The following is a 26,944-nucleotide window of genomic DNA, read 5'->3' as shown; positions in this document are numbered from 1 at the left end:
GTCGATTGTACCTTTACGCCTTGTAAAAATGCAGATTGATCATTTAGTACGGTACTTATGCTTCATTTAGCCTGTAAAATTAGCTACTTAAGACTATACCTTGCAGCAACCAAATAACCCGATTCTAAATCTATTTAAGAAGCGCATGATCCGAAGGCTTTTGATATGTCTGTTTTTACTGAGCAATAAATATACCGCTGTAGTGGGGCAACAATCCGTACGCATACAGTGGTCTATAAATGACAACTGGAAATATTTACCCCAGGGTGCAGATTTTGCACAAAGACCAAAAGCGGATGATTCCAAATGGCAGTCTGTAAACATCCCCCATACCTGGAATGCCAAAGACCCTTTTGATGATGATGAGACCTCGCGCAGGGATATCAGCTGGTACCGTAAAAAAATGCTGCTGGATAAACGTTTTAAAGATAAAAAGATCTACCTGAACTTTGAAGGGGCTTATCAGGTGGCTGATGTTTATGTGAACGGTGTATTTGCAGGGCAGCATAAGGGCGGTTATACCGGTTTTACCTTCGATATTACCAGCCTGGTTAAACTGGGAGATACCCCGACAGAAAATCTGATCGCGGTGCAGCTGAACAACGCGCAGGATAATTTTATACCCCCATTATCTATTGGTTATGCTTCCTATGGAGGTATTTACCGGGATGCCTGGCTTATTGGTACCAATAAACTTCATTTTAAAATGCTGGACCATGGAGCTTCCGGACTATACATTTCTACACCTAAAGTTGACAGTACGCTTGCTTCGGTCAACATCAGCACTACAGTAAGCAATGACGACCATACCGAACGGAAGTTTGAGCTGCTGCATGTGATCTATGATGCCCGAAAAAAGGAAGTAGCCAGAACGCATAAATCTTATGTGCTTGCCCCAAATAAGGAAATTGTGCTGGAGCTGGATCCCGTAAACATCAAAAATCCTGAACTCTGGTCGCCCGATAAACCCTATTTGTATACCGTAAAAACCCAGCTGATCGAAAAGGGCCAGGTGATCGATGAGCTGAACAATTCCCTTGGCTTTCGCTGGTTTAATTTTGATCCCGATAAAGGTTTCAGCTTAAATGGAAAAAAACTGATCTTAAAAGGCACCAACAGACACCAGGATATGAAGGATCATGGAGATGCATTGTCTGCCGGCGACCATTACCGCGATTTAAAGCTGATCAAAGATATGGGCTGCAATTTTTTACGGCTGGCCCATTATCCGCAGGCACCTGAAGTATTGAAACTCGCCGATAAGCTCGGACTGTTGATCTGGGAAGAGATCCCACTGGTGAATTATATGAACCCGGTACCAGAATTCCTTAAAAATTCAAAAACAATGATCAGGGAAATGATCAGGCAAAATTATAACCATCCATCAGTGATCATCTGGGGCTCGATGAATGAAGTGCTGCTGTGGAGCGAGAAGGCAGAACGCATACAGGTACAGGAAAATGGCGTTTATGTAAATAAAGTAAAAGCATACGCAAAAAAGCTGGACAGTACAGTAAGGGCCGAAGATCCCTACCGGTACAGTACCATGGCCATGCATATGGGGGATGATTACGATAAATACGGCTTGTCGGATATTCCACAGCTGGCCAGTTACAACATTTACAATGGCTGGTACAGTGGTAAACCGGAAGAATTTAAACCCGCAATTGAGGAGAAACACCGGCAAAACCCTAAACAGGCATTGTTTATCAGCGAATATGGCGCAGAGGCAGATAACCGGGTAAACACCGAAAACCCGCAGCGCTTTGATTTTACCGGACAGTACCAGCGTCTGTACCATGAGTCCTATCTCAGCCAGATGAAGGAAATGCCTTACCTGGCCGGAACGGCAATATGGAACCAGTTCGACTTTTCACAGCCCAATGTGGGCGGGGTAAGCAATAACATGAACCAGAAAGGAATGGTTACCTGGGACAGGAAACCTAAAGATTCCTATTACCTTTATAAGGCCAACTGGAACGCCGAACCTATGGTGTATATCGCCTCGCGCGACTGGACACATAGAGCAGGTCTTACCGGGAGCAAATCTACCATTGAAGTGTATGCTAACCTGAGTGAAGTCAGCCTGAGTGTTAACGGTGTCGCTTATGAAGTAAAGCAACCAGATCGTGTTAAAAAAATGGTATGGAAAGTCAATTTAAAGGAAGGCTTCAATCATATTGATGCAACAGGTAAGTCGGCTGCAGGGCTGGTTAATGACCACCTGGTGATAAAATACGATACCTATACGCAAAACCTTAAAAACACAGCCCTGCCGTTTACACAGCTGGCCGTAAATGTGGGCTCAAATGCACAATACCTGGATGGTTCAGACCATGTCTGGCTGGAAGACCGGCCCTATCAAACGGGTAGTTTTGGATACATTGGCGGCAGCCCGGCTATGCTGAACATTAAAACTGTAAAGAAGAACACCAATGATAACCCACTTTTTTATACCTATCAGGACGACATTAAGGGCTATCGCTTTGATGTACCGGACGGAATGTACGAACTTGAACTGTGTTTTACAGAAAGTGATAAAATACCCGCAAATGAAAGGGTATTTGATGTGAGCGTAAATGGTGATAAATTGCTGGAAAACCTGGACCTGAGCGCCCAATATGGTTTTGGGGTAGCGTTAAAGAAAAAATACCGGCTCAGCGTAAGCAATGGTACGGGTTTGCAGGTTACTTTTAAAGCCATAAAAGGAAAAGCGGTTTTAAGCGGAATTAAATTAAAAACTGCATTGTAAATGCATTAAGAACGAACACAGATGAACATTAAATTAGGCCTATTGTTATTGATTTGTTTTGCTTGCGATATAGCGTTTGCCCAGCAGCAGAACATTGCTTTACATCAGGAAGTGACGGTATCTTCGGAAGCGGCGGGACATCCTGCCGGCAACATGGTGGATGGTAAAATATCAAGGTCCTCTACCTGGAAAGCATCCAGCGGCAAAGCACCACACATCGTGGAGCTCAATTTCAATAAATATTACAATATCAGTGAAATCAGGATCCATAGCGGCATTACAGACCAGGAAAAGAAACCCGATGAAATGACCCAGGCCGCCGGATTCTGGTCGGTAAAGAATTTTAAGCTACAATACTGGGATGATGCCAACTGGACAGATTTTCCTAAGGCAGAGGTACATGAAAACCGTTTGGTAGCTGCAGGTTTTAGCTTTATTCCTGCTGTTACTACGTTTAAGATCAGGCTGGTTTGTGATGATGGCGAGCCCATCAGCATTATGGAAATAGAAGCTTTTGGCCAGGTAGCGGCAAATATGCCGGCCCCACCAAGCATTACATCGAGCGTCAGGAAGGCTCCGGCCCTCAGCGGATCACGGGATGTCAGGGTCAAAGTAAGCAATAAAGCAATAGGGAAAAGCCTGAAATTTGTGGGCTACAATCAGGGTTATTATTTTCCGGGAACTAATGTATCGGGCTGGATGGAATATTCAAATGTTAACAGTGTACGCTTATGGGCTTCGTTAAATGCGTTTGTGCCGGAAAACAGCGTGCAGGTAGACGAGGGGCTTAACAGTGTGGAAGCATTTGACAAAAGGAAAAACGAATTGCGCGCCAGTCCGGAGCAAAACAATTTCATCAAATGGAACGAGCTTAACCCGCTATACGACCTGCCGGATTCTTCCTCTACCAATGCTATGGTATACAATTATGCCTTAACTGAACTGAAACGTTTGGGCATTGCTGTTATTTTGCAGGCCGGAAGTGGTGATTTCAAAGACAACTGGGCCAATAAATGGAAGCAATGGCAACGTTATTATGCATTGGCTTACCATTCAGCCAAAACAGGGGACGTAGCCATGTTTGCTATGCAGAACGAACCCAATCACCGCAATGCCGGGCCAATGAAGCTGAGTGACTGGATACTGGGTATGCAGATCACCTCCGATGCAGTACACTGTGCCGTTGCAGACGTGAACCGGAAATATGGTAAAAAACTGGAAGCGAAATTCGTTGGCCCGGTAACTGCCGGTCAGAATACCGACTGGTGGGCGGCAGTATCCAAAGCGATCCGTACCGATTATCATGGTAAAAAGGTAGACAAAGACCTGATGGAGATCTTTTCTACACATTCTTATAACTCTCCGGCAATCGGTTATGAATCCAGGATCAGCAACATCCGTAAAATTATCCAGGAAAACCATCCCCAGGGACAATCGCTGCCTATAGTTTATACGGAAATTGGCCGTTGGATGAATGCATACCTTATTGATAAAGAAGAAACCATGGATGATCCTTCCTTATTTACCGAATGGGCGGGCATCTATTCCAACAATATGAAAAACGGGGGCTATGGCATGTGGGCCTTTAAATTTGCCAATACGGCAAGCGGCCCTTATCCCAGGGGTATCAAATCGGGGCACCATTACATCTGGCAGGGCAAACGGATTGTAGAAGATGCTTATCAAAACCTGGCCCATCAAAAGCCGGTAAAAAGCAGTACCGGCAGTAATGCCAAAGCGGTTACCGACGGGGACAAATCGAACGGTTCTGTATGGCTTTCCAATGCAGATGGGGAGAAATGGCTGGAGATTGACCTGGGAACGGTAAAATCACTAAGCAGTGCTGTGGTATATACCGGTTCGGCAGGAGGGGTTTATACCGCACCAGACCGCATTAAAAATTTTAAACTGCAATACTTAAGCAATGGCAGCTGGCTGGATATTCCCGGTACTGCAGAAAAGGAAAGCAGGTATGCACAGGTTTTCAGCAGCTTTAAACAGCCGGTAACTACCAGTAAAATCCGTTTTACGAGTACCGATAAGGGCATCCTGAAAGTAAGGGAAATTAAGGTGTTTGCCGAAGGTGATGGCCCATCAGATAAAGCCGACTTCAACGTTTCGGGCATTCAGCGAACCGGAGAAGTGGTTCGTTTATTTGCCAAAGGTTTTAAAGACGAACGCAAATTGCTGGAAACAGCAACTTCGGTAGCAGATACTGATCTGGATACCTATACTTCTTTTGACGAACAGACTGGTAACTATTACATGTGGCTTGTACAGCGTGGCATGTTCGGTTACCAATTGTCTGTTGATCTTTCGGCATTGAACGTAAGCGCGGGCACGCCGGTTACAGCCGAAACCGTTAATGCTTTAAATTATGGCGAGGTAAGCCGGATGATTAACCTGCCTGCCAGTAAAACCTTTGATTTTGAACTTGCACCGCAAAGTGTGGTGCTGCTCACTATCCCTTCATCAAAGCTGATCAAAAGTACTTTGATGCCTGCAGGAGACGCCAGTGTGGCGGGTGGCAAAAAATCATCCCTCAATTTTGGGGCAGGGAAACAGATGACCGTTCAGCTGGATGCATCTGCTCCTGACAACAACCAGGTAGCCTATGTGCAGTTTAACCTGGCCCAAAATCATCCTGCCACAGCAAAAAGGGTAATTGTAGGGGTAAGCGGGATTGCCGATAATAAAGAAATTCCGTACCGGCTGCATGTATATGGCATTCCTGATGTAAAGTGGGACCAGGGGCAATTGAACTGGTTAAACGCTCCATTACTGGATAAGAATGAAGCCCTGCTTAACGGTGTGGGCCAGAAGGCCTTTGTTGCCGGGGAACTGGCATTTGATGGCAAAGAAAAATATCACCGGCTGGACATTACAGAAATGGTTAAAAAACATGTAAAAGGAAATCTGACACTGGTTTTTATACGGGAAACAAGGCAGTTGGGTGATGACGGCGATAAAGGACGAAAAGTACTGATCAGCACCAGGGAAGCCGTAAATAAACCTGTACTGGAAATCTGGCACCAGGCGGCGAAATAAAAGAACGAACAGACAAACAACCAAAATAACCATTATGAAAAGAGCATTATTACTTAGTTTTTTATCCCTGATCTGGATCGGTTTTTCAAAGGCGCAGTCCGCCTACCGGCTTACACCCTTTACAGGAGTTGATTATGTAAGGGTGGTAGTGGACAAAACCTTTAAAACTTCTGCAGGCAGTACATTTAAACTGCTGATCAGATCGCCAAAAGATGGTAAAATACTTTGGCAGGGACCTGTTAATGCTACAGCAGCAGTAAACGAGGGCAATAACCACCTGGCTTTTACCGTACGCAACTTAAAGCCGGTATTGTGGACACCCAATAAGCCCTTTTTATATGACATTAGCTTACTGCAGTACAACGGCAAGACGCTGAATGCTGAATTAAAGGAACGCGCCGGATTCAGAAGTTTTGAACGCCGTAAAGGCAACCTGTACCTGAATGGCAGGCCCATCTTTTTAAGGGGGATCGCCATTAACCCTCCTGGCAGGGGCATTCCGGATGAACTGGAAAAAAGCAGGGCATTTGCACTGGATTATGTGAAATATATGAAAAGCATCAATGTCAACATCATCCGTATCCCTGATGAGGAAGCCTGGTTTGATGTATGTGACGAATTGGGGATGATGGTTTTCGGTGGCAATTACAGCGGTAAAGTTGCTGCCGGAGAAAAGGTGAAGGATCAGGTAAAAGTAGGAGATGAGACCGATGGTGGCTTTCCCAAAGATCATGACAAAGGTGTGGCCTGGTACGAGAATGAAAAACTAGGTGCCATTGCACACCATCCCAGTTTAATGGTATACGCCATGACCAATGAAACGCCTTTTAAAGGCAGCAGGGCCGATGCCTGGGAGAAATTCCTCGACTATGCTTTTCACAAGCTTAAAAAATGGGATGAAACACGGGTATACATCGCCAACGCAGGTTATGGTTATGGCAAAACCGGGGATATCCTGGATATCCACCGGTACTGGGGCTGGTATTACAGTTCACCTTTTACCTTCCTGCACATCCGCGACAATGCGAAGATTGTTCCTTTTCCAAAAAAGGAAGACATGCCCATTACATTTACAGAATGTGTAGGCAATTATACCGGTCCGGACGGGCGTTACAACTTGACCCCACAGCATAAAAACCCAAGTTCACAGCTGGCCTGGACCGGGCATGAGCGCCAGGACCTGCAGGCACAGCTGGCCGATGAACACCAGAGTTTTACCTTAAGACAAGCTACCGAATCTTTCCGTCAGCTGAGGGCTGTTAATCCGGATTTAAGCGGGGTATTCCCTTTCACTATCCTTTTTTACAACTGGAATACCATTGAGAAATTTGCCGATATGAAGCCTAAGCCGGTTACCGACCAGGTAAAGATCAGCTATCAGCCTGTTTTACTAAGCTGGGAATGCTGGACACCAAATGTTTATGCCGGGTCGGTGATCAGTCCGATCGCACACATCAGCAATGATGACAACGATTTTAAAGACCTTAAAAATACAAGACTGGTTTACCTAATCAGGGATAAGACCCATACCATTGTGTTTTCTGACAGTATCAACATGGCTGATATTCCTTATTACGCTAATGTAAAAAAGAAACTCAGTATTAAACTGCCTAAAGACCTCAGTTCAGGAAAATATGAACTGATTGGCAGGGTAATGGCCAATGGCAAACAGGTTTCGTACAATTATTACAAGCTGTTTATCGCTGACGATAATTTTACCAGGTCCATTGTACCTGCGGATAATAATGTACTCTTATACGATAAAGAAGGAAAAACAAAAAAATCCCTGGCTGCTTTGGGACTGAAGTTTAACAGCATTACTTCCTTTGCCAGGCTGCCTGAAAAAGGCGTCCTGATCATTGGAGAAAATGCTGCCGACCAGGAACTGGCCAGCGGTGCAGGTAGCATCCGGAATTTTATGAGTGCCGGGGGCAGGGTAGTGGCTTTACGACAAGACAGTCTGCACATGATCCAGCTGAACCAGCTGGCGATTAATCCCTTGCAGAACAGGAACGTAGATATCGACGATCCGGTATACCCGGTTTCTTCAAAGTCCCCGCGCAATGGCTACTATGTAAATGCGGAAAGACCTGATCATCCTTTATTTGCTGGGATCACCCGTGAAAACATGCGCATCTGGTCTGATTACACCAATTGGGATGAAACCAAAGCCGGGATGCCGGCCATACAGCCCGTAACAGACGGGTTCGTGCTGGAGCATAAAGCAGATGTGTCCAATACAACCATTCTGGCCAATTACAGCTCTGGTTTGCAGGGAATTGCAATTGCCGAACAATTTCTGGGCAAGGGGAGCCTGCTGCTTTGTGGCCTGGACATCTCAAACCGTACCTCAATTGATCCGGTAGCAGCAAGAATGATGCTCAATATGGTCAGTTATGCTTCGGCTGCCGGACATGAGCAATACCAGTTGATCAGCAGTCCGATTGTATGGGGAGAATATGAAACGGAAAAGGGGATAGTAGTTGATGCTTACAGCGGGTTTTTGGTGAATGCCACACCACGTGTACCACCGGGTTACCTGGGTAAGGGCATAGTCGTTACCAAAGAAGGGTACCAGCTGGCAGGCGGGGTGCGCTCCGGTTTCAACACCCGTCCGGGTATTCAGTATGTGGCCAATGGCCGCCGTCCTTTCGGGCCTTATGCGCAGAGTTTTGGTGGACAGCCACTGCCTGATAAAGACAGTACCGAAGGGATTGGGAGTTTCTGGTGCCGGATTCCGGAAGGTCAGAATATGGCCAGTTCTATGGTCTGGAACCCGGGCAAAGAACCGGTGCAGTTGAAAATCAAAGTGAACGACCTGGCAGAAATAAGCAAAACCATCCCCGCCGGGGCAAAGATAGCGATAGAAACGCCTGTAAATGCCGCGGTAGTTCACCTGACCTACTCGGGAGACCGCCGTGTAGTTATCCTGGAAACCGCATTTAGTAAAAAGAATTAAACAACAATGATGATGCATAAAAAAATAGTTATTGTATTGCTCTGCCTGGCCCCGCAACTGTTGTGGGCACAGAAAAATGCCGTCCCGGATGGCCTGGCACAACGCGATTATGAGGTTAAAGTACTGACCCGTATTGCCGATCCGGTACTGAATGCCTTAAGTAAAAACCAGTTGAAAAGCACCATGCCCATAGAAGCCAAAGTGGCCAAAGACCGGGCATACAGCACCTATCTGGAAGCCTTTGGCCGCTTACTGGCAGGTATATCGCCCTGGTTAGAACTAGGTCCTGACCATACGGAAGAAGGGAAACTGCGTAAAAAATATATTGACCTGGCCGTTACCTGTATTAAAAACGGTACCGACCCCAAGGCCGCAGATTTCCTGAACTTCAAAGAAGGCCGACAACCCCTGGTAGATGCAGCTTTTTTTGCCCAGGCCCTGATCCGTGCACCAAAACAATTGTGGGGTAACCTGGACGGACAGAGCCGTAAAAATGTACTGGAAGCTTTAAGATCAAGCCGGGTAATTCAGCCTTCTTATACCAACTGGCTGATGTTTAGCGCCACAGTAGAAGCAGCTCTACAAAAGTACGACTACTCCGGTGACAGGATGCGACTGGATTACGCCATTAAAGAACACTTGCTTTGGTATAAAGGTGATGGTGCCTATGGTGACGGGCCCAATTTCCATTGGGATTATTACAACAGTTTTGTCATCCAACCCATGCTGGTGGACGTGCTAAACGTGCTTAAAGAAGCGAAACTGGACCCTAAAAATAACTACGAACTGATCCTGGGCAGGGCCCAGCGCTGGGCGGCCGTACAGGAGCGCCTGATCTCGCCTGAAGGAACTTATCCGCCATTGGGCAGGTCTTTAACATACCGTTTTGGCGCCTTTCAATCCCTGGCCCAGATGTCCCTGCTGAAAGTATTGCCAAAACCCTTAAAACCCGGGCAAGTACGCTATGCCCTTTATACTGTGATCAAAAAACAGATAGAAGCACCCGGAACATTCGATAAGAATGGCTGGTTAAGGATCGGGCTATACGGGCACCAGCCTAACCTGGGTGAGAACTACATCTCTACCGGCAGCCTTTATTTATGCTCCCAGGGATTGCTTGCCCTGGGCCTGCCCCCATCTGATGCCTATTGGCAGGAACCCAATGCCGACTGGACCGCCCGCAAAGTCTGGAACGGCGAAATGATAGAAATAGACCATGCCTATACAGATCCAAAAGAAAATTAAACCGAATATAACCATGAAGACCATGAACAGATTTTTAATCGCTGCACTGATTTTAGGCGCAAGCGCTGGTGTAAGCAATGCCCAGCAAAAATTAAACTATAAGCCAAAGACTGATCTCGTAAAACTGATTGATAAAAACCTTAAAGATGCTGCTGCCCAGTACAAGGTACTGATGAAAAATGTTCCGGCTGACAGTCTTCCGGAAACCTTTCAGCACAACAAGCCTAAAAGTACCACACCGAAAAACTGGGTGAGCGGTTTTTATCCGGGCACTTTATTTTACCTGTATGAAGGTACTAATGATAAAACTTTATATGAAGCCGGGCTGGCCAAACTGCCCATTATGGAGCCCATCAAAACTATTGATTCACATGATATTGGTTTCATGATGTACTGCAGTTTTGGCAATGCCAACAACATTAAGCCCAGTGCCGCGTACAAAGATATCCTGTTAACCAGTGCACAAAGCCTCTGCAAGCGCTTCAACCCGATCGTAGGTTGTACCATGTCCTGGAGTTCAAAACCCGGAGAATTCAGGGTAATCATTGACAACATGATGAACCTGGAACTCCTGATGTGGGCCACAAAAGTAAGTGGCGATTCAAGCTATGCTAAAATAGCGCTTCAGCATGCCAATACCACTATGAAGAACCATTTCAGACCTGATTACAGCTCTTATCACCTGGTAAATTACAATCCGGCAACCGGCGGCATCAATAAAAAGCAGACGGTACAAGGCTATGCAGATGACTCGGCATGGGCAAGGGGCCAGGGCTGGGGCTTATACGGCTATACCATGATGTACCGTGAAACTAAAGATCCCAGGTATCTTGACCAGGCCAGACACATCGCTGAATTTATTTTAAACAACCCCAATTTGCCGAAAGACAAAGTGCCGTACTGGGATTTTAGCGCACCTGATATTCCAACTGCTTACCGGGATGCTTCGGCTGGTGCCATTTATGCTTCCGCATTGATCGAGCTGGCTGGCTATGTGGATGCGGCATCCGCAAAAATATACCTGGACGTAGCAGAAACCATCATCCGTACACTGTCAAGTGACAGGTTTAAAGCCGCTTACGGAGAAAACGGTGGTTTTATTTTGAAACATAGTGTAGGTCATTTGCCTAAAGGCGCCATGATCGATGTGCCCTTAACTTATGCGGACTACTATTTTGTAGAGGCCATGCTGCGCTATAAAAACCTGGGCAAAAAATGAAATCTCCGGTTCTAAACCTATATACCCTATTGATGGGGTTTTTCCTGTGCCTTTCTGTTCAGACAGCAGCGGCACAGGTTAAACGTCAGGTCCGTGCCGACCTGAAATCGGTTGCCGGAAATAAAAGCACGGTGTTTAATGAATGCATTGGTGCCGGCAGGGCAAACGAGGGTTTGCGCGCCGATTGGCAGCAGCAGCTGGCCATGATCCAGAAAGATGTGCACTTTAAATATATCCGCTTCCATGGCCTGCTACACGATGACATGCGCATCTATAGCTTAGACAAGGCCGGTAATCCGGTTTATAATTTTCAGTATGTAGACCGGTTGTACGACTTTTTACTGAGCATCAACATCCGGCCCTTTGTCGAATTCGGTTTTATGCCACCCGATCTGGCATCGGGAACCAAAACCATTTTCTGGTGGAAAGCCAATGTGAGCAAGCCAAAATCATACGAACAATGGTATACACTGATTACCAGACTGGTAAAACACTGGCAGCAACGTTATGGCGAAGAAGAAGTAAGGAAGTGGTATTTTGAAGTATGGAACGAGCCGGACCTGAAGGGATTTTTCGATGGAACCCAGGCCGATTATTTCGAATTGTATGCCCATACCGTTAAAGCGGTCAAAAGTGTTTCCCCGGCCTACCGGGTAGGTGGCCCTGCCACTTCGGCCACCAAATGGATCGGCAAGTTTTTATCGCATTGCGAAAACAACAAACTGCCGGTAGATTTTGTAAGCACACACGATTATGGTACCACTTCAGTGCTGGATGAAATGGGCACCAAGAAACAACAGATGAAAAGCATCCGCGATACCATTGCCCTTGATGTAAAGCGGGTAAGGAATACCATTGATGCATCAGCCTACAAAAATGCAGAGCTGCACTTTACAGAGTGGAATACTTCCCCTTCTTCCAGAGATCCGATCCACGATACGTATCAAAATGCAGCCTATATCTTACACGTATTAAAAAAGGCTGCCTCCCACAGCAATTCTATGTCGTACTGGACTTTTACCGATATTTTTGAAGAAGCCGGTCCCGGGCCAACGCCTTTCCATGGTGGTTTCGGGCTGATCAATCTCCAGGATATCAAAAAACCGGGTTATCATGCCTATCGGTTTATGCAGGAACTGGGCCATACGGAATTGAAAAATGAAGATGAAAGCTCGTATGTCTGTAAATCTGATCAGGGGGTACAGGCATTGATCTGGGATTATACCCATCCCTCAAACGGATACAGCTTTAACCAGGATTATTTTAACAAAGTACAGCCACCGGCAGCCAGGCATGAAGTTCAGTTCAGTGTGACAAATCTGAAAAACGGAACTTACCTGATTGAAGAATACAGGGTAGGTTTTGAGCAGAACGATCCCTATACCGCTTACCTGAAAATGGGTAAACCAGCACAATTGAACAGGGCTGAAGTTAGTAGCTTACAACAGCTGTCGTCGGGATCTGCAGTCCGTAAAACCAGGGTAAAGGTAAGCGATGGAAAATTTGAATGGCCTGTACAACTGCATGACAACGAAATTGTGTTCCTAAAGCTGATCAGACACCTTTAACATGTATTTATGAACGATTAGACACGCATAAACCATTCGTTTAAAGACTAATATTGAACCAGCAAACCAAATCAATAAACCAAATTAAACCAAACCAGCATGAATAAAACTATACTTCCACAGCAGCGACATTTCCCTGTTCTGCCTTTATGCAGCTTCCTTCTTTAAACAAGCTGTCAATTTTAACCTCATTTATTAAAACATATTTATGTGTAATTACTACTTGAAAAGAAGAATAGTACGGTTACTTTTTTTACTGATCCTGGGTTTAACTCCAGGACTGGCTTTTGCGCAGTTAGCTGACGTAGACACAAGCCGGGTTTACCTGCTCAATAAAAGCCAGCAAAAAAGTAACCTGCTCCAATCTACTGCTACCGTATATAACGAGCAGTTGATCACTACACCTGCACCTTCATTCCTGCAGGCGCTGCCAGGCCGTTTATCAGGCCTGTACACCAGGCAAAGAAGTGGTGTACAGGATACAGACGATCCGATATCGGTAGTTGATTTTAAGATCAGGGGCCAGGTTCCGATCATCTTAATTGATGGGGTACCCCGTGATTTCAGTTCCATTGAACCGGAATCCATAGAAAGTGTCACCATTCTTAAGGATGCTTTGTCCACCGTGATGTTTGGTCAGCGTTCTTCCGGCAACATCATCCAGGTGACCACTAAAAGACCGGTTATAACTCCATTTAAATTGTCTTTTACCGCCCAACACGGCCTGCAAAGTATGCTCAATAAGTCTAAACCTGTTTCTGCAGCAGATTTTGCCATATTGTACAATGAGGCGCGTAATAACGATGGTTTGGCGCCTGTTTATTCGGCTGCCGATATCCTGGCTTATCAGAATGGCTCTGATCCTTTATTTCATCCGAACAACGATTACCGCAAACTTTTCCTCAATAAAAATGCAGCCCTAGACCGCTTTAATGTAAACATTAATAGCGGAAATGAAACAGCCAGATTTTATGTGGCCTTGGATTATCAGAATGAAGGCGGCTTTTTTAATACTGCTGATATCAATACCTATAATACCAATGCTGGTGTGAGCCGGTATATTGTAAGGTCTAATGTAAGTATAGACCTCAGTAAAACCCTGAACATAGGTTTAAATATTTTTGGGCGTATCCAGGATGCCAATCAGCCTGGCGGAGGCACATCGAATATTTTTTCAGCCATAGCTTACACCCCTAACAATGCCTACAGCATTTTTAACCCTGATGGTTCTTTGGGCGGAAACAGTACTTTTTCCAACAACATTTATGGCATGCTCAACAATTCAGGGTACCTGAAATCAAGTGCGAGGGACCTGGCTGCAGATATGGAGGTTACCCAGAAGCTTGGCAGTATTTTACCCGGCTTATGGATCAAAGGGAACATCTCTTATAACAATACTGTTGGTACTTCCGTAAACAGGACAAAGGATTTCCTGGTTTACGATCTGAACATCGGCAGTGGCACACCAATTTACACACAAATTGGAACCAGCAGGGTACAATCTACTACATTATCTATTTCTACACGTCGTACTTATACTTATGGTAAACTGAGCCTTGGCTATGATAAAAGCTTTGGCGGACATAGCCTTAGCCTGCTGGCTTTGGTCGATAACCAATCTACTACCCTGGGCCTGGATCTTCCTGCCAGCTATACCAATATAGCCGGTAATGCGACCTATAACTTTAAAGAGCAATATTTTGCTGAAGCCGCATTGAGTTATGGTGGATACAACCGCTTCAAACCCGGCAACAGATTTGGTTTGTTTTATGCCGCAGGTTTAGGCTGGAATCTGGCTAAAGCCGATTTCTTAAAAGGGTCATCATGGATCAATGTGCTTAAACCCCGGATCAATTATGGCCGTACGGGCAATGCCAATGTCGGTTATTATGTATATGATCAGTATTATGAATATGGGGGAACAAGTGCTACTTACTACTTTGGCGCTACACCAGCAGTAGCCAGGTATTACCGGGAAATGGCCCTGGCCAATCCCAATTCAACCTGGGAGAAAGCAAACAAATTAAACATCGGGGTAGACCTGGAACTTTTTGCCAGCCGGCTGAAAATTACTTCAGAATATTTTAACGACAGTTATTCCAACCTGATGCAGACCAGGGGCAAATCTATCCAGTTGATCGGACAGGCTTTTCCTGCAGAAAACGTGGGTAAGAATAAGTACACAGGTTTTGAAAATAGCGTTTCCTGGAATGGTAAATCAGCTTCATTCGGATATTTTGTTTCGGGGAATTTTTCGCTCCTCCAGTCTAAAGTCATTTACCAGGACGAGGTTTTTCGTCAATACGATTATCAAAGGCGCACCGGCTTGCCGGTAGGTCAGGTTTTTGGTTACCTGGCCGAGGGCCTTTTCCAGTCGCAGGCCGATATTAATGCCAGCCCGGCTGTTGATGGTTATACCCCGGTGCCGGGCGATATCAAGTACAAGGACCTGAACGGCGATGGCATCATCAACCAATTTGATGAAACTGCATTGGGTACGCAGAAACCGATGATCTATTACGGCCTGACTACAGGTTTTAATGTGAAGGGATTTGACCTCAGCATTTCTATCCAGGGTGTGGCCAACAGGGATATCGTTATCGGAAGCGGGAACAATACTGTCGCCAATGCGCTGGCATTTGAATTTCAAAACAGTGGCAATGCACAGGCTTTTGAGCAGCACCTGAACCGCTGGACGCCCGCCAATGCTGCAAATGCAACCTATCCGCGGCTTTCCATCGGTACCAATACCAATAACCAGCGGGCCTCAAGTTTTTGGGTACAGTCTATGGCTTACCTGCGCCTCCAGAATATAGATCTGGGTTATACCATTCCTGCCAGCTTAACCAGCAGGATCAAACTGAGCAGCGTCCGCGTTTTTGCAAATGCATTTAATGTATACGCTTTTGATAAACTCAATTACAGCGATCCTGAAGGCTATAACTCTAATTTTCCGCTTCGCAGGACATTTAATATAGGCCTCAATGTTAAATTATAAATGCTAAGAACATGATGAATTATAAATATCCATTGTTTAGCCTGGCTGTTACAGCCCTGGTTTTTACAGCCTGTCAGAAAATGGAAGACCGGCCCCTGGAACAAATTACAGCAGAATATCTTTGGGATTCCAAAGATTCGCTGGGTACCAATGCCAGTTATTTTTTAAACGACATTTATGGTGATCTGCCAACCGGCTACAACCGGATTGATGGTAACCTCCTGGACGCCGCAACAGATGATGCCGTTGCGTCTGCAGATAATACCGCGATTTCCAGGTTTACCAATGGGGGTTATTCCCCGCTGGTAAATGGCGATGATTCCTGGGCTAATAATTACATCAGTATCAGGAAATGCAATCTTTTTGTACAGAATTTTCCTAAAGTAAACCTGAAAAAGTCTGATCCTGCCATATTTATACAAGGGCAGTACTGGAAAGCGGAAAACCGCTTTTTGAGGGCCATGTTTTACTATGAACTGATCAAACGTTATGGAGGGGTACCTTTACTGGGTGATCATGTATTGACCATTAACGATGACCTGAAACTTCCACGCAATTCTTTTGAAGATTGTGTAAACTATATTGTAAGTGAATGCGATGCAATAGCAGCAGATTTAAGACCCGATCCTATTCCTACAGGTGATTATGGCAGGATCACCAAATCCATTGCTTTAACCTTGAAAGCTAAGACTTTAGTACTGGCCGCAAGTCCGTTAAATAACCCGGCAAATGACCTGGGTAAGTGGAGAAAAGCGAAAAATGCCCTGGCTGATGTCATCAGGACAGGTGTATATAGCCTGGAACCTTCCTTTGCAAACATATTTCTTGTCCGTAAAAATAACGAAGTGATCCTGGCCTATCAAAGGGCCTTAACCTTTGATGTGGAAACCAATAATGCACCAGTAGGGTATGTAAATGGTACTACCGCCAGCCGCGGACGCACCAGTCCTACCCAGGAACTGGTAGATGCATTTCCTACCAGAAAGGGCTTACCGATCACAACAGATCTGAAATCCGGCTCCAATCCTACGGGCTATGATGCCAGTAATCCCTATGCCAACCGTGATCTCCGCCTGGATCTGACTGTGTTCCACAATGGTTCAGGTTCACGCTGGTTAGGCCGGGAGGTTGAAACATTCAACGGCGGAAGGGATCGCCCGGGCAATGCAATTGTGCAAACCAAAACGGGTTATTACATGCGTAAATTCATGGCCGATTTTGCTAATGGAACAGCTTATTCTAACCAGACCCATAATTTCCCGATATTCCGCTATGCCGATATCCTGCTGTTGTTTGCAGAAGCCAAAAACGAGGTGGATGGCCCGGGTACCGGCGCTGATTCGGTATATACTTACCTCAGGGCCATCAGGGCAAGGGGGGGTATCCTGATTGGTACGGCCCCGAATACTTATGGTTTGATCAATGGCTTAACAGCCGATCAGATGCGGGAACAGATCCGCAACGACCGCAGGGTAGAGCTGGCATTTGAGGAACAGCGATTCTGGGATATCAGGCGCTGGAAAATTGCGGAACAGGTATACAACAAACCGTTACATGGCATCCGCATTACCAGTACAGGCACTACATTAAATTACCAGGTAGAAACTTTAAATATACCTTTCCAGTTTTTTGCGCCAAGGATGTACAGGTATGCCATTCCGTACAGCGAGATTTCTAAAAATATAAACCTAACACAAAACGAAGGATATCAATAATAATCTCCAGGGAGGTTATTACAACTTAAATGATATAAGATTATGAAGAAATTAATACGAATGATCATCCTGCTCAACTGCTGTTTGCTACCCTTTGTGGCCGTTGCGCAAACAACAATTCGTGGTACGGTTAAAGATGACGCGGGTGGTGTACCTGGCGTGAGTATACAGGAAAAGAACGGAAAGGGGAACGGAACCAGCACCAACCAAAACGGAGAGTTTCGCCTTACTTTAAAAGGAACATCAAATATCTTAGAGGTGACAGCTATCGGTTACCTGAAACAGGAAGTTAATGTAGCCGGCAAAACTACGGTAAGCATTTCGCTGAAAGAAGATACCAAGGGTTTGGAAGAAGTAGTGGTGATTGGTATGGGAACGGCCAAGAAAATTACCAATACCGGTGCCATCAGTACCATTTCGGCTGCTGATGTGCGCAGTACGCCCACGCCGAACATCCAGAATACACTTGCGGGCCGTGCCCCCGGCTTCATTTCGCAGCAGCGTTCAGGCCAGCCAGGTAAAACTGGTGCTGATTTCTATATCCGGGGGGTAAATTCACTTTCCGGTGAATCGCAAAAGCCTTTAATCATTGTAGATGACGTAGAATATACTTATGACCAGGTGGCACAGTTAGATGTGAATGAAATTGAAACCTTCACCATATTGAAAGATGCGTCAACTACCTCTGTTTACGGGATCAAAGGTGCTAACGGGGTATTGGTGATCACTACCAGACGCGGTAAAACAGGTAAGCCGATGGTAAATTTTAATACGGAGTCTGGGCTGCAATCTGCCGTGCACAAACCAAATTTCCTGGATGCTTATACGGTGGCCAGCTTAAAAAATGAGGCCATAAGGAATGATGACAATGGTACCCCGCTCGAGTTTACTGAAGCCGATCTGGAGCATTGGCGTTTAAAAGACGATCCTTACGGGCATCCGGATGTAGACTGGTACAATGCCGTATTCAGAAATAGTGCCTACCAGGTTCGTAACGCTGTAGACATTTCTGGTGGCAGCGAAAAAATAAAATACTTTGTATCTGCAGGGCATGTATTTCAAAACGGAGCACTCAAAAACTTCAGCAAAGGTACTTACGAGGCACCAGAGAACAATTATGCCTATCAGCGCTATACCTTCCGCTCTAACCTGGACATGCAGGCTACCAAAGATTTAACCTTACGCTTAGATGCGACCGGTCGAATTGGCACCATCACAGAGCCACATATTGCAACCTCGCCTTTAAGTACGGTATACAGTTTTCAACGCCTTCCGCCTTATGCGCAGCCATTGCTTAACCCCGATGGAAGCTACCCCTGGGCATTCCGGTCCAGAAGTTCTTTTTACGAGACCAGTTTAATTGGCCGCCTGGCTTTACAGGGCTATGATAAGACCTATCGAAATGAATTTAATGTATTGGTTTCCGCCGATCATAGACTGGATTTCATTACCCAGGGTTTATCGGTACAAGCCAGGATTGCTTATTCAGGTGATGTAGCCTATGACAGGAAACTCTACAGAAATAATATTCCTGCTTTCTACTACAACCCTGAAAACAATACTTATACCATTCACAGCAATAACCTGTACCGGTTAGAACCCTTAACACGGGAAAGTTCTGCGGAAAATACAATTACTAGGAAAACGCTAAATACCCTCGCCAAAATAAATTATGGCCGGTCTTTTGGCGATCATAATATAACTGGGCTGGTACTCTATAATATAAATGATGTTACACAAGGAAATTATAATAATGATACCAATGTTAAACTGTTACAGGAATATGCGCCGGTAAGCTCCAATGGATTTTCATACAGGGCAACTTATGATTATAAGCATCGCTACCTGATAGACTTTAGCGGGGCATATAATGGAACCAGTCAATTCGTTGGGAAAAAGACCAAAGGTTTTTTCCCGGCGGTATCTGCAGGCTGGAATATTGCCGAAGAGCCCTTTATTAAAGAACATTTTAAATTTCTTGACCTCTTAAAATTAAGGGGGTCCTGGGGGATGACCGGATCTGACATTACCAGAGGTAACAACTATAAAACAGAACAGCTTTATGAAGCAGGTGCTAACTACAATTTTGGTGAAAGTTCCAATACGTTCAACAGCATTCAGGAAGGCAGTTTGGGGAATCTGGACATTACCTGGGAAAAATCCAAGAAAACAGATATTGGTTTAGATGCACAGCTGTTTAGTGGAAAACTAAGCTTAACGGTAGATTATTTCTACGACTACCGTTACGACCAGCTGTACATCAAAGAAGACGTACTGAAAATCATTGGGGTCAACCTGCCTTATACCAATTCGGCCATTACAGAAAATAGAGGTTTTGATGGACAGGTTGGGTTTCGCCATAAAGTTGGTAACCTGAATTATTCAGCCAATTTTACTTTCTCCAGGGCAAGAAACAAGGTTGTTTACCAGGGAGAGGCTGCCCCGAGATACGCGTACCTCGCAAAAACAGGTTTGCCGATAGGCCAGGGTTTTGGTTACAATGCCCTTGGGTTTTTCCAGACACAGGAAGAAGTAGACAACTATGCCCACGTTGCAAATGCCAAGCCGGGCGACATCAAATATGAAGATGCCAACAACGATGGTTCCATTGATCAGGAAGATTTTCGGGCCATTGGTAAGCCTAATCTTCCACAAACCGTATTGGGTACTGCTTTAGGTGTTGAATATAAAGGCTTCGGTCTGAATGTATTTTTTCAGGGCAGTTTTGATTACAGTTACCGGATCGCAACTGCAGGGGTAATCCCTTTTCAGGGCAACCTGCAAAAATCTGCCCTGGGCAGGTGGACCCCCGAAACTGCGGCAACAGCAACATTTCCACGTTTAAGCAACGACCTTGCGGGTCCAAGCAGTCCTTCCAACGCTTCCTCCTTCTGGATGGTTGATGCGCATTACATCAGGTTAAAATCGGTCGATATCGGTTATAGGTTACCAAAACAATGGATCAGCAAAGTTAAAATAAGCTCAGCCAGGATTTATGTAAGTGGTTATGACTTGTATACCTGGGCAAATTTTGACCTGTACTCGCAGGATCCGGAAATCGCCAGTAACGGCAGTGCAGGAACTTATCCTGTACAAAAAGTAATTAACCTGGGCCTGCAAGTTGGATTTTAAATATTAAGACGATGAAAAAGAACATATTTTTAGCTGCAATCTTTATGGTTCTAATGGCTGCAGCCTGTAAAAAAGGCGGGGTATTAGAGCAGGTTAAAACCACAGATTTAACGGAAGAAAGCACCTTTGCGGACAGCGCCCGAACGATGCAGTTCCTCACCAGGATCTATACCGATATCGGTTTTAGTGCAGATCCTAAAAGGTTTGGGAGTAGCGTTGGGGTATATAGCATCTGTGATGAAGTAGAAGGTTCACTGCTTAGTGCCACTGCATTTAACGTTATCTTCCAAACTGGAGCGATCAGCGCTTTAAACGTACCAACAGATGCCTGGACAACCACGTATGCAAACATCAGGAGGGTAAACGTACTGTTGAGCCATTTGTCAACTACACCATTGTCACAGCGATTGAGAGAAAGAATAGCTGCTGAAGCCCGCTTTTTAAGGGCCTGGTATTATTTCATCCTGATTAAACATTATGGAGGAGTGCCCTTGGTAGGAGATGTGGTTTATGGCGCGACCGACCCGGTCTCCGGCAAACGCGCAACTTACGAAGAATGTGTAAACTATATCGCATCGGAATGTGATGCTGTGGCATTGGTGCTGCCGCAAATACATACCGGGCTTGATTTTGGCAGAATTACCAGGGGCGCTGCCTTAGCCCTGAAATCAAGGCTGCTGCTGTATGCCGCAAGCCCGTTATTTAACGGACGGACTGATATGGATGGGATATTAGGCTATCCGAATGCTGATCCCAGCCGGTGGAACAAAGCTGCTAAAGCTGCGCTGGATGTGATCAACCTGGATCAATACAGCCTTTATGAACTGGCTGGCGGTTTGGGCTTTCAGAAAGTATTTACCTTGCGCAAAAACAACGAGTACATCCTGGCAACAATGGCAGGTAACAACCGGACGCTGGAAGCCATCTGGGATCCGGCTACCAGGACGGGTTCCGGCAGTGCCATGCCTTACCAGGAACTGGTAGATGCCTTTGGTACCATTAAAGGCAAGCCGATTACAGAAGACCTGAAATCACCGGGAAATCCAACGGGTTATGATCCTGCAAACCCCTATGTGAACCGCGATCCCCGCTTCAACTGGAGCATCCTGTACAATGAAGGTATGCGCTTAAACACCAGTAAAACAGTTACCCCGGTATTTACCTATGCAGGCGCTGCGCAAGATGGATTTAACTTTACCAAAACCGGTTATTATTTAAGAAAAATGCTGGACGATAATACCATTGCCAGCAGTACCTCATCGGCAACAGAACGCTGTTTCCCTTTAATCCGCTACGCAGAGATCCTGTTAAACTATGCAGAAGCCAGTAATGAGGCAGGGGATATTCAGACTGCCTATACCGAGATCAAGGCCATCCGCAAACGTGCCGGTATCGAACCCGGTTTAGAAGGAGATTATGGTCTGGCCGATGACCTGACAAAAGAAACCATGAGGACTGTGATCCAGAATGAAAGAAGGGTAGAGCTGGCCATAGAGGAGCACCGCTACTGGGATGTGCGAAGATGGAAGATTGCAGAAAATGTATCCAATAAAACCCTGCATGGGATGAAGATCAGCAGGGTAGGAACCGGTACTCCTGCAACTTATACTTATGAACTGATCAATATCCGTACCCCGGCATTCATTGCGCCGAAATATTACTTATGGCCAATTCCGCAGGGCGAGGTCAACAAATCCACCGAACTATTGCAAAATCCGGGCTGGTAATCAATATTAACAGAAAAAAAACAGATTATGAATCTAATCGCTGCGCATTCATCAGGCATCAAAACCCGTGTCATAATGGCCATTATGATCATGGGCATGCTGCTTAATTCCTGTGAAAAGGATAAATTTAATGTGCCCCTTAATGTGGGCACCATCAGGTTTGCGGCCAATGCCTATACCATTGAGAACAATACCGTAGATCCTTTAACTATTGTTTTACCTTTGTCCCTGCCTTTAGAGGAGGAGGCTACGGTGATCATCTCAATAGATGGGCAAAGTACCATTGCTGCTGATGAATATACCATAAGCCCCGCTATACCTGCAGAGGGGCTTACCCTTAAGTTACCTAAGGGAGCAACTGAGGTTTCCTTTCAGCTCAGTTCTTTAAACAATTTTGAAGGAGAAAAGACCCTTGTATTAAAGCTGGGCTCAGCCCTGGGCGGCATTGCCGTTGCCAATACCAATGCAAGCTCAAGTATCAACATTAAAGGCAATCCGATCATAATCCCTGAAGTTAAAACTTCGGAAAGTGGAATTGCCTTTGGTAGTGTAGTTACTGGCACCATTTCCACATCTAAATCGTATGTGCTGATAGGCGTTAAGCTGACTGCAGATGTGCAGGTCAGCGCTACCGCAAACTTCCAGGTTTCTTTAGATGACAATACGTTCAGCAATACCTTAACCATTCCTTTTGCTGTAGCCAATGCCGCACCTATCACCATCCATACCAGGTTTAACGCCAACACTGGCGTTAACCAGACCATAACCGGTTCTATTTCCCACAGTTCGGGCACTGTTCCGGATGCAACGGTTACCTTAACCGGAATTGAGTATGGTGTAGCTGCGCCGGGTATCCTGATCATGAAAGAGGATTTCAGTTATGGTGCAACTGCCGGTAACTTAACAACCCTTGGCAGTGCAAATTGGTCAGCTTTCTCTGGCGCCGGCGTAAGCCCGATCAAGTATGTTACACCGGGATTGACCTTAGCGGGTTATGTTGGATCGGGTGTAGGCGGTGCTGCCATCTCAGAAAATGGTTCAGGATCAAGGGAAGATGCATCCAGAAACTTTACTGCGGTAAATTCTGGTGTCATTTATACCAGTCACCTCATTAATATCGCCTCTGCCCCTGCAACAGCAGGTGGTGATTTTTACCTGTCCTGGCGAGATCCTGCGGCAGCCTATTTTAACCGGATCTATGTGAAAGATGTTTCCGGAAAATTGAATATTGGCGTTGGAAAATCATCTGCCACCACGGCATTCTCGGCTACTGCTTACGATTTTGGTACGACTTACCTGCTCGTATCCAAATACGATTTCAATACCGGTGTTTCCTCTATTTATGTTTTATCAGGGGCACCAGGTCTGATCGAGCCGCCGACAGCAGATGCAACAACGAGTACTGGCAGCGGGCCCTCATCACTTGTTAATATCATGTTCAGACAAAATACCGGTGTGCTGAAGGCAACCACTGACGGCATCAGGGTAGCAACATCCTGGAAAGAAGCAGTTGGACTTTAAAAAATTAAAATATATGAGCACACTAAAAAGAAATATCCCAGGACTACTGCTGTTGCTTGGTCTTGCCATGGGTTGTGTAAAGAACAGCCCCCAGCCAGTCATACCAACTATGCCGGACTTACCCCCGGTGACGGGAGGCAACGGATCTGCGATGATCACGGTCGATTGTGCGGTACCCCAGGGTAACGTCATGCGTTTTGAACAATCTAATGTACACTCCACTACTTCAAATTTACCGGGAGAAAAAGCGCGCGACTGGTTAAAGGGCCTTAACCATAAAACGATACGTACCTGGCTGGCTTTAAGTACGATCAACAGTAAAGGCTATAACTACAAATACAGCAGTGATGTTCCAGCCGAAACTTCCCTGGCTTATTATTCCACTTGTGCCGATTCCCTGCTGATTGCACTAACTGCTTACAAATCCACACCAGCAGCACCATTGCCTGGTGATGGCAAAGGTGTTTTGTTTCAAAACTTTATCAAGCAGACCATTATTTATTACAAAACTAAATTTCCAAAGATCAAGTATATCCAGGCAGGCAATGAGCCAGATTATGCCGGTGAATCTGCTGCGAGCTATTACGAAGTATATAAAGATTATTACAAAGCCATCAATGCGGCCAATGCCGAATTGGGACTGGCAGGAAATAGCAGGTTAATGTTGAGTAATGGTGCCTTTACCAGCACTACTAATTTCTCGACCCTGGTAGATTATACCAACCAGTTCTTAGCCTTATATGCGGCAGACACAGATCCGGGCAGACGGCTTGATTTTTTTAGCATGAACTGTTATACCGAGCAAACAAACCCTAAAATATTTGAAACGGCCAAGCCCCAGATTACGGCGGCGCTGGCGGGTAAAGGGATTACACCGAGACCTGTTTTTGTAACAGAATATGGATTATCTGGTGGCGATTTTCTTCCGGCAGCCTGGAAACGGGATCAATTGATGACTGCATGGGCACCGGCGCAGCTGGCTAAAGCTTTTTATTTATACGAGGGTGGTGCAGACCGCGTATTTAACTGGGCCATCAGTCATGGCGAAATCCTGCACAAAAGTGAACTGGCCGATCTAAATAATGCTTATCCCAACCCTTATGGTTACGCATTGATGTTTGGTAAAGAAGTATCAGACCGGGGGACCCGCATCAAAGCAAGTTCTGCAAAATTGTCTGCACAAGGTTTAGGTATCAATGCATTGGCGGCCATGGGTAACAATAAAGGGATTGCAGTGTTGGTATGGAATTTTAATTATACCAATTTCACGCCCGATCAGGAGATCAGTGTTAAGATCAATAACATTCCTCAGGCAGCATTTACCGGAAAGATCAATGCGAAGGTCTATATGATCGACAGCAAAAACAACAATATTTATAGTAATCCCTCGCAGAATAGTTTAGCTGTAAGCTCAGAACAGGCTTATGATTATGCTTCATCGTTATCTATACCATTAAAACTGGAGGGCAATGCTGTGGCGCTGATTGTACTGAATCCTTAAAAATGACCGTTCTCTTCAGAAGCTGCATTAATGTGAAAAATTACCATTCTCTTCCAAGGCTGCATAATTTGTTTTTTTTCTAATGAAAAAAAACAAAAGAAGCTATGCCTTGTCTGAGAAGGTAATTTTTCTTTGAAGCAGGGTGCTTATAGCAGGGTGGTTAAATGAGGTGTTTATGGTTACACTGGTACCCAGACACTGTTACTTTACTTTTTCCGCTGCTGGTTTTTAAAAGCAATAGCCTTTGAGAGTTCCAAAGATGCCATCTTCAAATTTCGCCATGTTTTGCATTACAAATGGAGGTTTCGAAGCCTTATTTTAAAGTTTCAGCCATTTTCACACTGCTTTCCCGAATGATCAGATTCCCTTTTACAATCTTGGTCTGCACTACGTGACTTTCGCCATTGATCAGGTGGTCCAGAAACATATGGGCAACTGTTTCGCCTATTTTATAAGTTTGAGGATTAAAGGAAGTGAGCCCAGGTTCGATGATTTCGCCCATGGGATCATTTCCAAAGCCGGCTATTGCGATCTGTTCAGGTATTTTAATACCTTTCTTTTTTAGATGGACCATAATTCTGATGGCGCCAATATCAGAGATGGAAAAAATGGCATCGATAGTTGGATCCTTCTCCATCGCCTGATCTACGTGTTCCAGAATAGATTTGATGGTAAGGTCCGTATTGCAAACCAGGGTTGGATCGAAGGGGACGCTGTGTTTTTTCAGGGCTTTCTCATAGCCTTCCTGTCGTTTCTTGCTCACATACAAATGTGCGGGTCCCGATATTAAGGCTATTCTCTGACAGCCCTCTGAAAGCAGGTGCTCCGTCACAACAAAGGCCCCGTTTATATCGTCAAGCAATACCTTTGAGGTATCCAGTTCTTCACATACCCGGTCGAAATGAATGATGGGTACACCGCTTTTTTGGTGAAGTTTGATGTGCTCAAAGGTTTTGGTCTCTTTGGAGTGGCAAATGAGGAGTCCGTCTACCCAATTCGTCATGAAAGCATGGGTGTTGGCTACTTCGGTTTTATGTGATTCTTTTGACTGGCTGATCATTACTTTGTAACCTGCCAGCGAAGCTACTTTCTGGATGCCGGTCAGAATTGAAGAAAAGAAATAGGTCTCAATATCCGGAATAATAACACCAATTGTCCGGCTTTCGCGCTTACTCAGGCTTTGAGCAAGGGTATTCGGCCGGTAGTTCAGTTCTGTTGCGATCTGTTTAACCGCTTTTTTTGTCTCGATGCTGATATCCGGATGATCTTTTAATGCACGGGATACTGTAGATACAGATATTCCGATCACTTTAGCGATATCAATAATTGTAGTGGCATGACTTTTTCGTCTTGCAGGCTTGTCGTTGTCGCGTTGCTTAAACAAGGTGAAATGATAATTACATTCCTTGCAGACAAAGCGTTGTTTTCCCCTGATAAAACCTGCCCGGAGCACAGTTTCTTCCTTCAGACATTTGGCGCATTTAACACGGGGCATAGTTCAGGTCCTTATTTAATCCCAAGATAGGGGTTTTTAGCCGGAATAAAGTAGAAAAATATAT

The 26,944-nt window shown here is 45.3% G+C and carries 13 protein-coding genes; 12 read left to right on the top strand and 1 reads right to left on the bottom strand.

The features are described from left to right. Positions 1–145: 145 nt before the first annotated feature. The 12 genes from R2Q85_RS06540 to R2Q85_RS06485 all read left to right on the top strand — a co-directional run bounded on the left by R2Q85_RS06540 (position 146) and on the right by R2Q85_RS06485 (position 25,385). Positions 146–2,752 carry a glycoside hydrolase family 2 TIM barrel-domain containing protein gene (locus R2Q85_RS06540; protein ID WP_316810949.1) on the top strand — a complete coding sequence of 869 codons (2,607 nt, stop codon included), beginning with the start codon at positions 146–148 and terminating at the stop codon, positions 2,750–2,752. A 21-nt stretch (positions 2,753–2,773) separates the two neighbouring features. Then, entirely contained in the window at positions 2,774–5,800 is a 3,027-nt protein-coding gene (locus R2Q85_RS06535; protein ID WP_316810948.1) for a discoidin domain-containing protein, read from the top strand. Between the two features lie 34 nt (positions 5,801–5,834). Then, a complete protein-coding gene (locus R2Q85_RS06530; protein WP_316810947.1) occupies positions 5,835–8,759 on the top strand; it encodes a glycoside hydrolase family 2 TIM barrel-domain containing protein in 2,925 nt (974 codons plus the stop codon). Between the two features lie 6 nt (positions 8,760–8,765). After that, a complete protein-coding gene (locus R2Q85_RS06525; RefSeq protein WP_316810946.1) occupies positions 8,766–10,004 on the top strand; it encodes a DUF2264 domain-containing protein in 1,239 nt (412 codons plus the stop codon). A gap of 22 nt (positions 10,005–10,026) precedes the next feature. Continuing rightward, positions 10,027–11,223 carry a glycoside hydrolase family 88 protein gene (locus R2Q85_RS06520; RefSeq protein ID WP_316810945.1) on the top strand — a complete coding sequence of 399 codons (1,197 nt, stop codon included), beginning with the start codon at positions 10,027–10,029 and terminating at the stop codon, positions 11,221–11,223. Continuing rightward, on the top strand, positions 11,220–12,791 hold the full coding sequence (locus R2Q85_RS06515; protein ID WP_316810944.1) for a GH39 family glycosyl hydrolase: 1,572 nt from the start codon (positions 11,220–11,222) through the stop codon (positions 12,789–12,791). Before R2Q85_RS06520 ends, R2Q85_RS06515 begins: the two co-directional genes overlap by 4 nt. Positions 12,792–12,999: 208 nt before the next feature. Further along, positions 13,000–15,789 (top strand): SusC/RagA family TonB-linked outer membrane protein, encoded by a 2,790-nt coding sequence (locus tag R2Q85_RS06510; RefSeq protein ID WP_410478848.1) that lies wholly within the window; start codon positions 13,000–13,002, stop codon positions 15,787–15,789. Between the two features lie 11 nt (positions 15,790–15,800). Next, a complete protein-coding gene (locus tag R2Q85_RS06505; protein WP_316810942.1) occupies positions 15,801–17,504 on the top strand; it encodes a RagB/SusD family nutrient uptake outer membrane protein in 1,704 nt (567 codons plus the stop codon). Positions 17,505–17,546: 42 nt separating this feature from the next. After that, positions 17,547–20,636, top strand: a complete 3,090-nt coding sequence (locus tag R2Q85_RS06500) for a TonB-dependent receptor (RefSeq protein ID WP_316810941.1) — start codon at positions 17,547–17,549, stop codon at positions 20,634–20,636. Positions 20,637–20,647: 11 nt separating this feature from the next. Further along, positions 20,648–22,363, top strand: a complete 1,716-nt coding sequence (locus tag R2Q85_RS06495; RefSeq protein WP_316810940.1) for a RagB/SusD family nutrient uptake outer membrane protein — start codon at positions 20,648–20,650, stop codon at positions 22,361–22,363. 27 nt (positions 22,364–22,390) lie between these two features. Then, a complete protein-coding gene (locus R2Q85_RS06490) occupies positions 22,391–23,884 on the top strand; it encodes a hypothetical protein (protein ID WP_316810939.1) in 1,494 nt (497 codons plus the stop codon). A gap of 13 nt (positions 23,885–23,897) precedes the next feature. Next, positions 23,898–25,385 (top strand): hypothetical protein, encoded by a 1,488-nt coding sequence (locus R2Q85_RS06485; protein WP_316810938.1) that lies wholly within the window; start codon positions 23,898–23,900, stop codon positions 25,383–25,385. Between the two features lie 313 nt (positions 25,386–25,698). Here the strand turns inward: R2Q85_RS06485 and R2Q85_RS06480 are convergent, their stop codons facing one another. Next, positions 25,699–26,880 (bottom strand): LacI family DNA-binding transcriptional regulator, encoded by a 1,182-nt coding sequence (locus R2Q85_RS06480; protein ID WP_316810937.1) that lies wholly within the window; start codon positions 26,878–26,880, stop codon positions 25,699–25,701. Positions 26,881–26,944 lie beyond the last annotated feature (64 nt).

This window comes from Pedobacter heparinus (assembly GCF_032678725.1).
In the GTDB taxonomy this organism is placed as follows: domain Bacteria; phylum Bacteroidota; class Bacteroidia; order Sphingobacteriales; family Sphingobacteriaceae; genus Pedobacter; species Pedobacter heparinus_A.
Note: the sequence above shows the minus strand (reverse complement) of the source record. Positions and strands in the feature narration are given on the sequence as shown.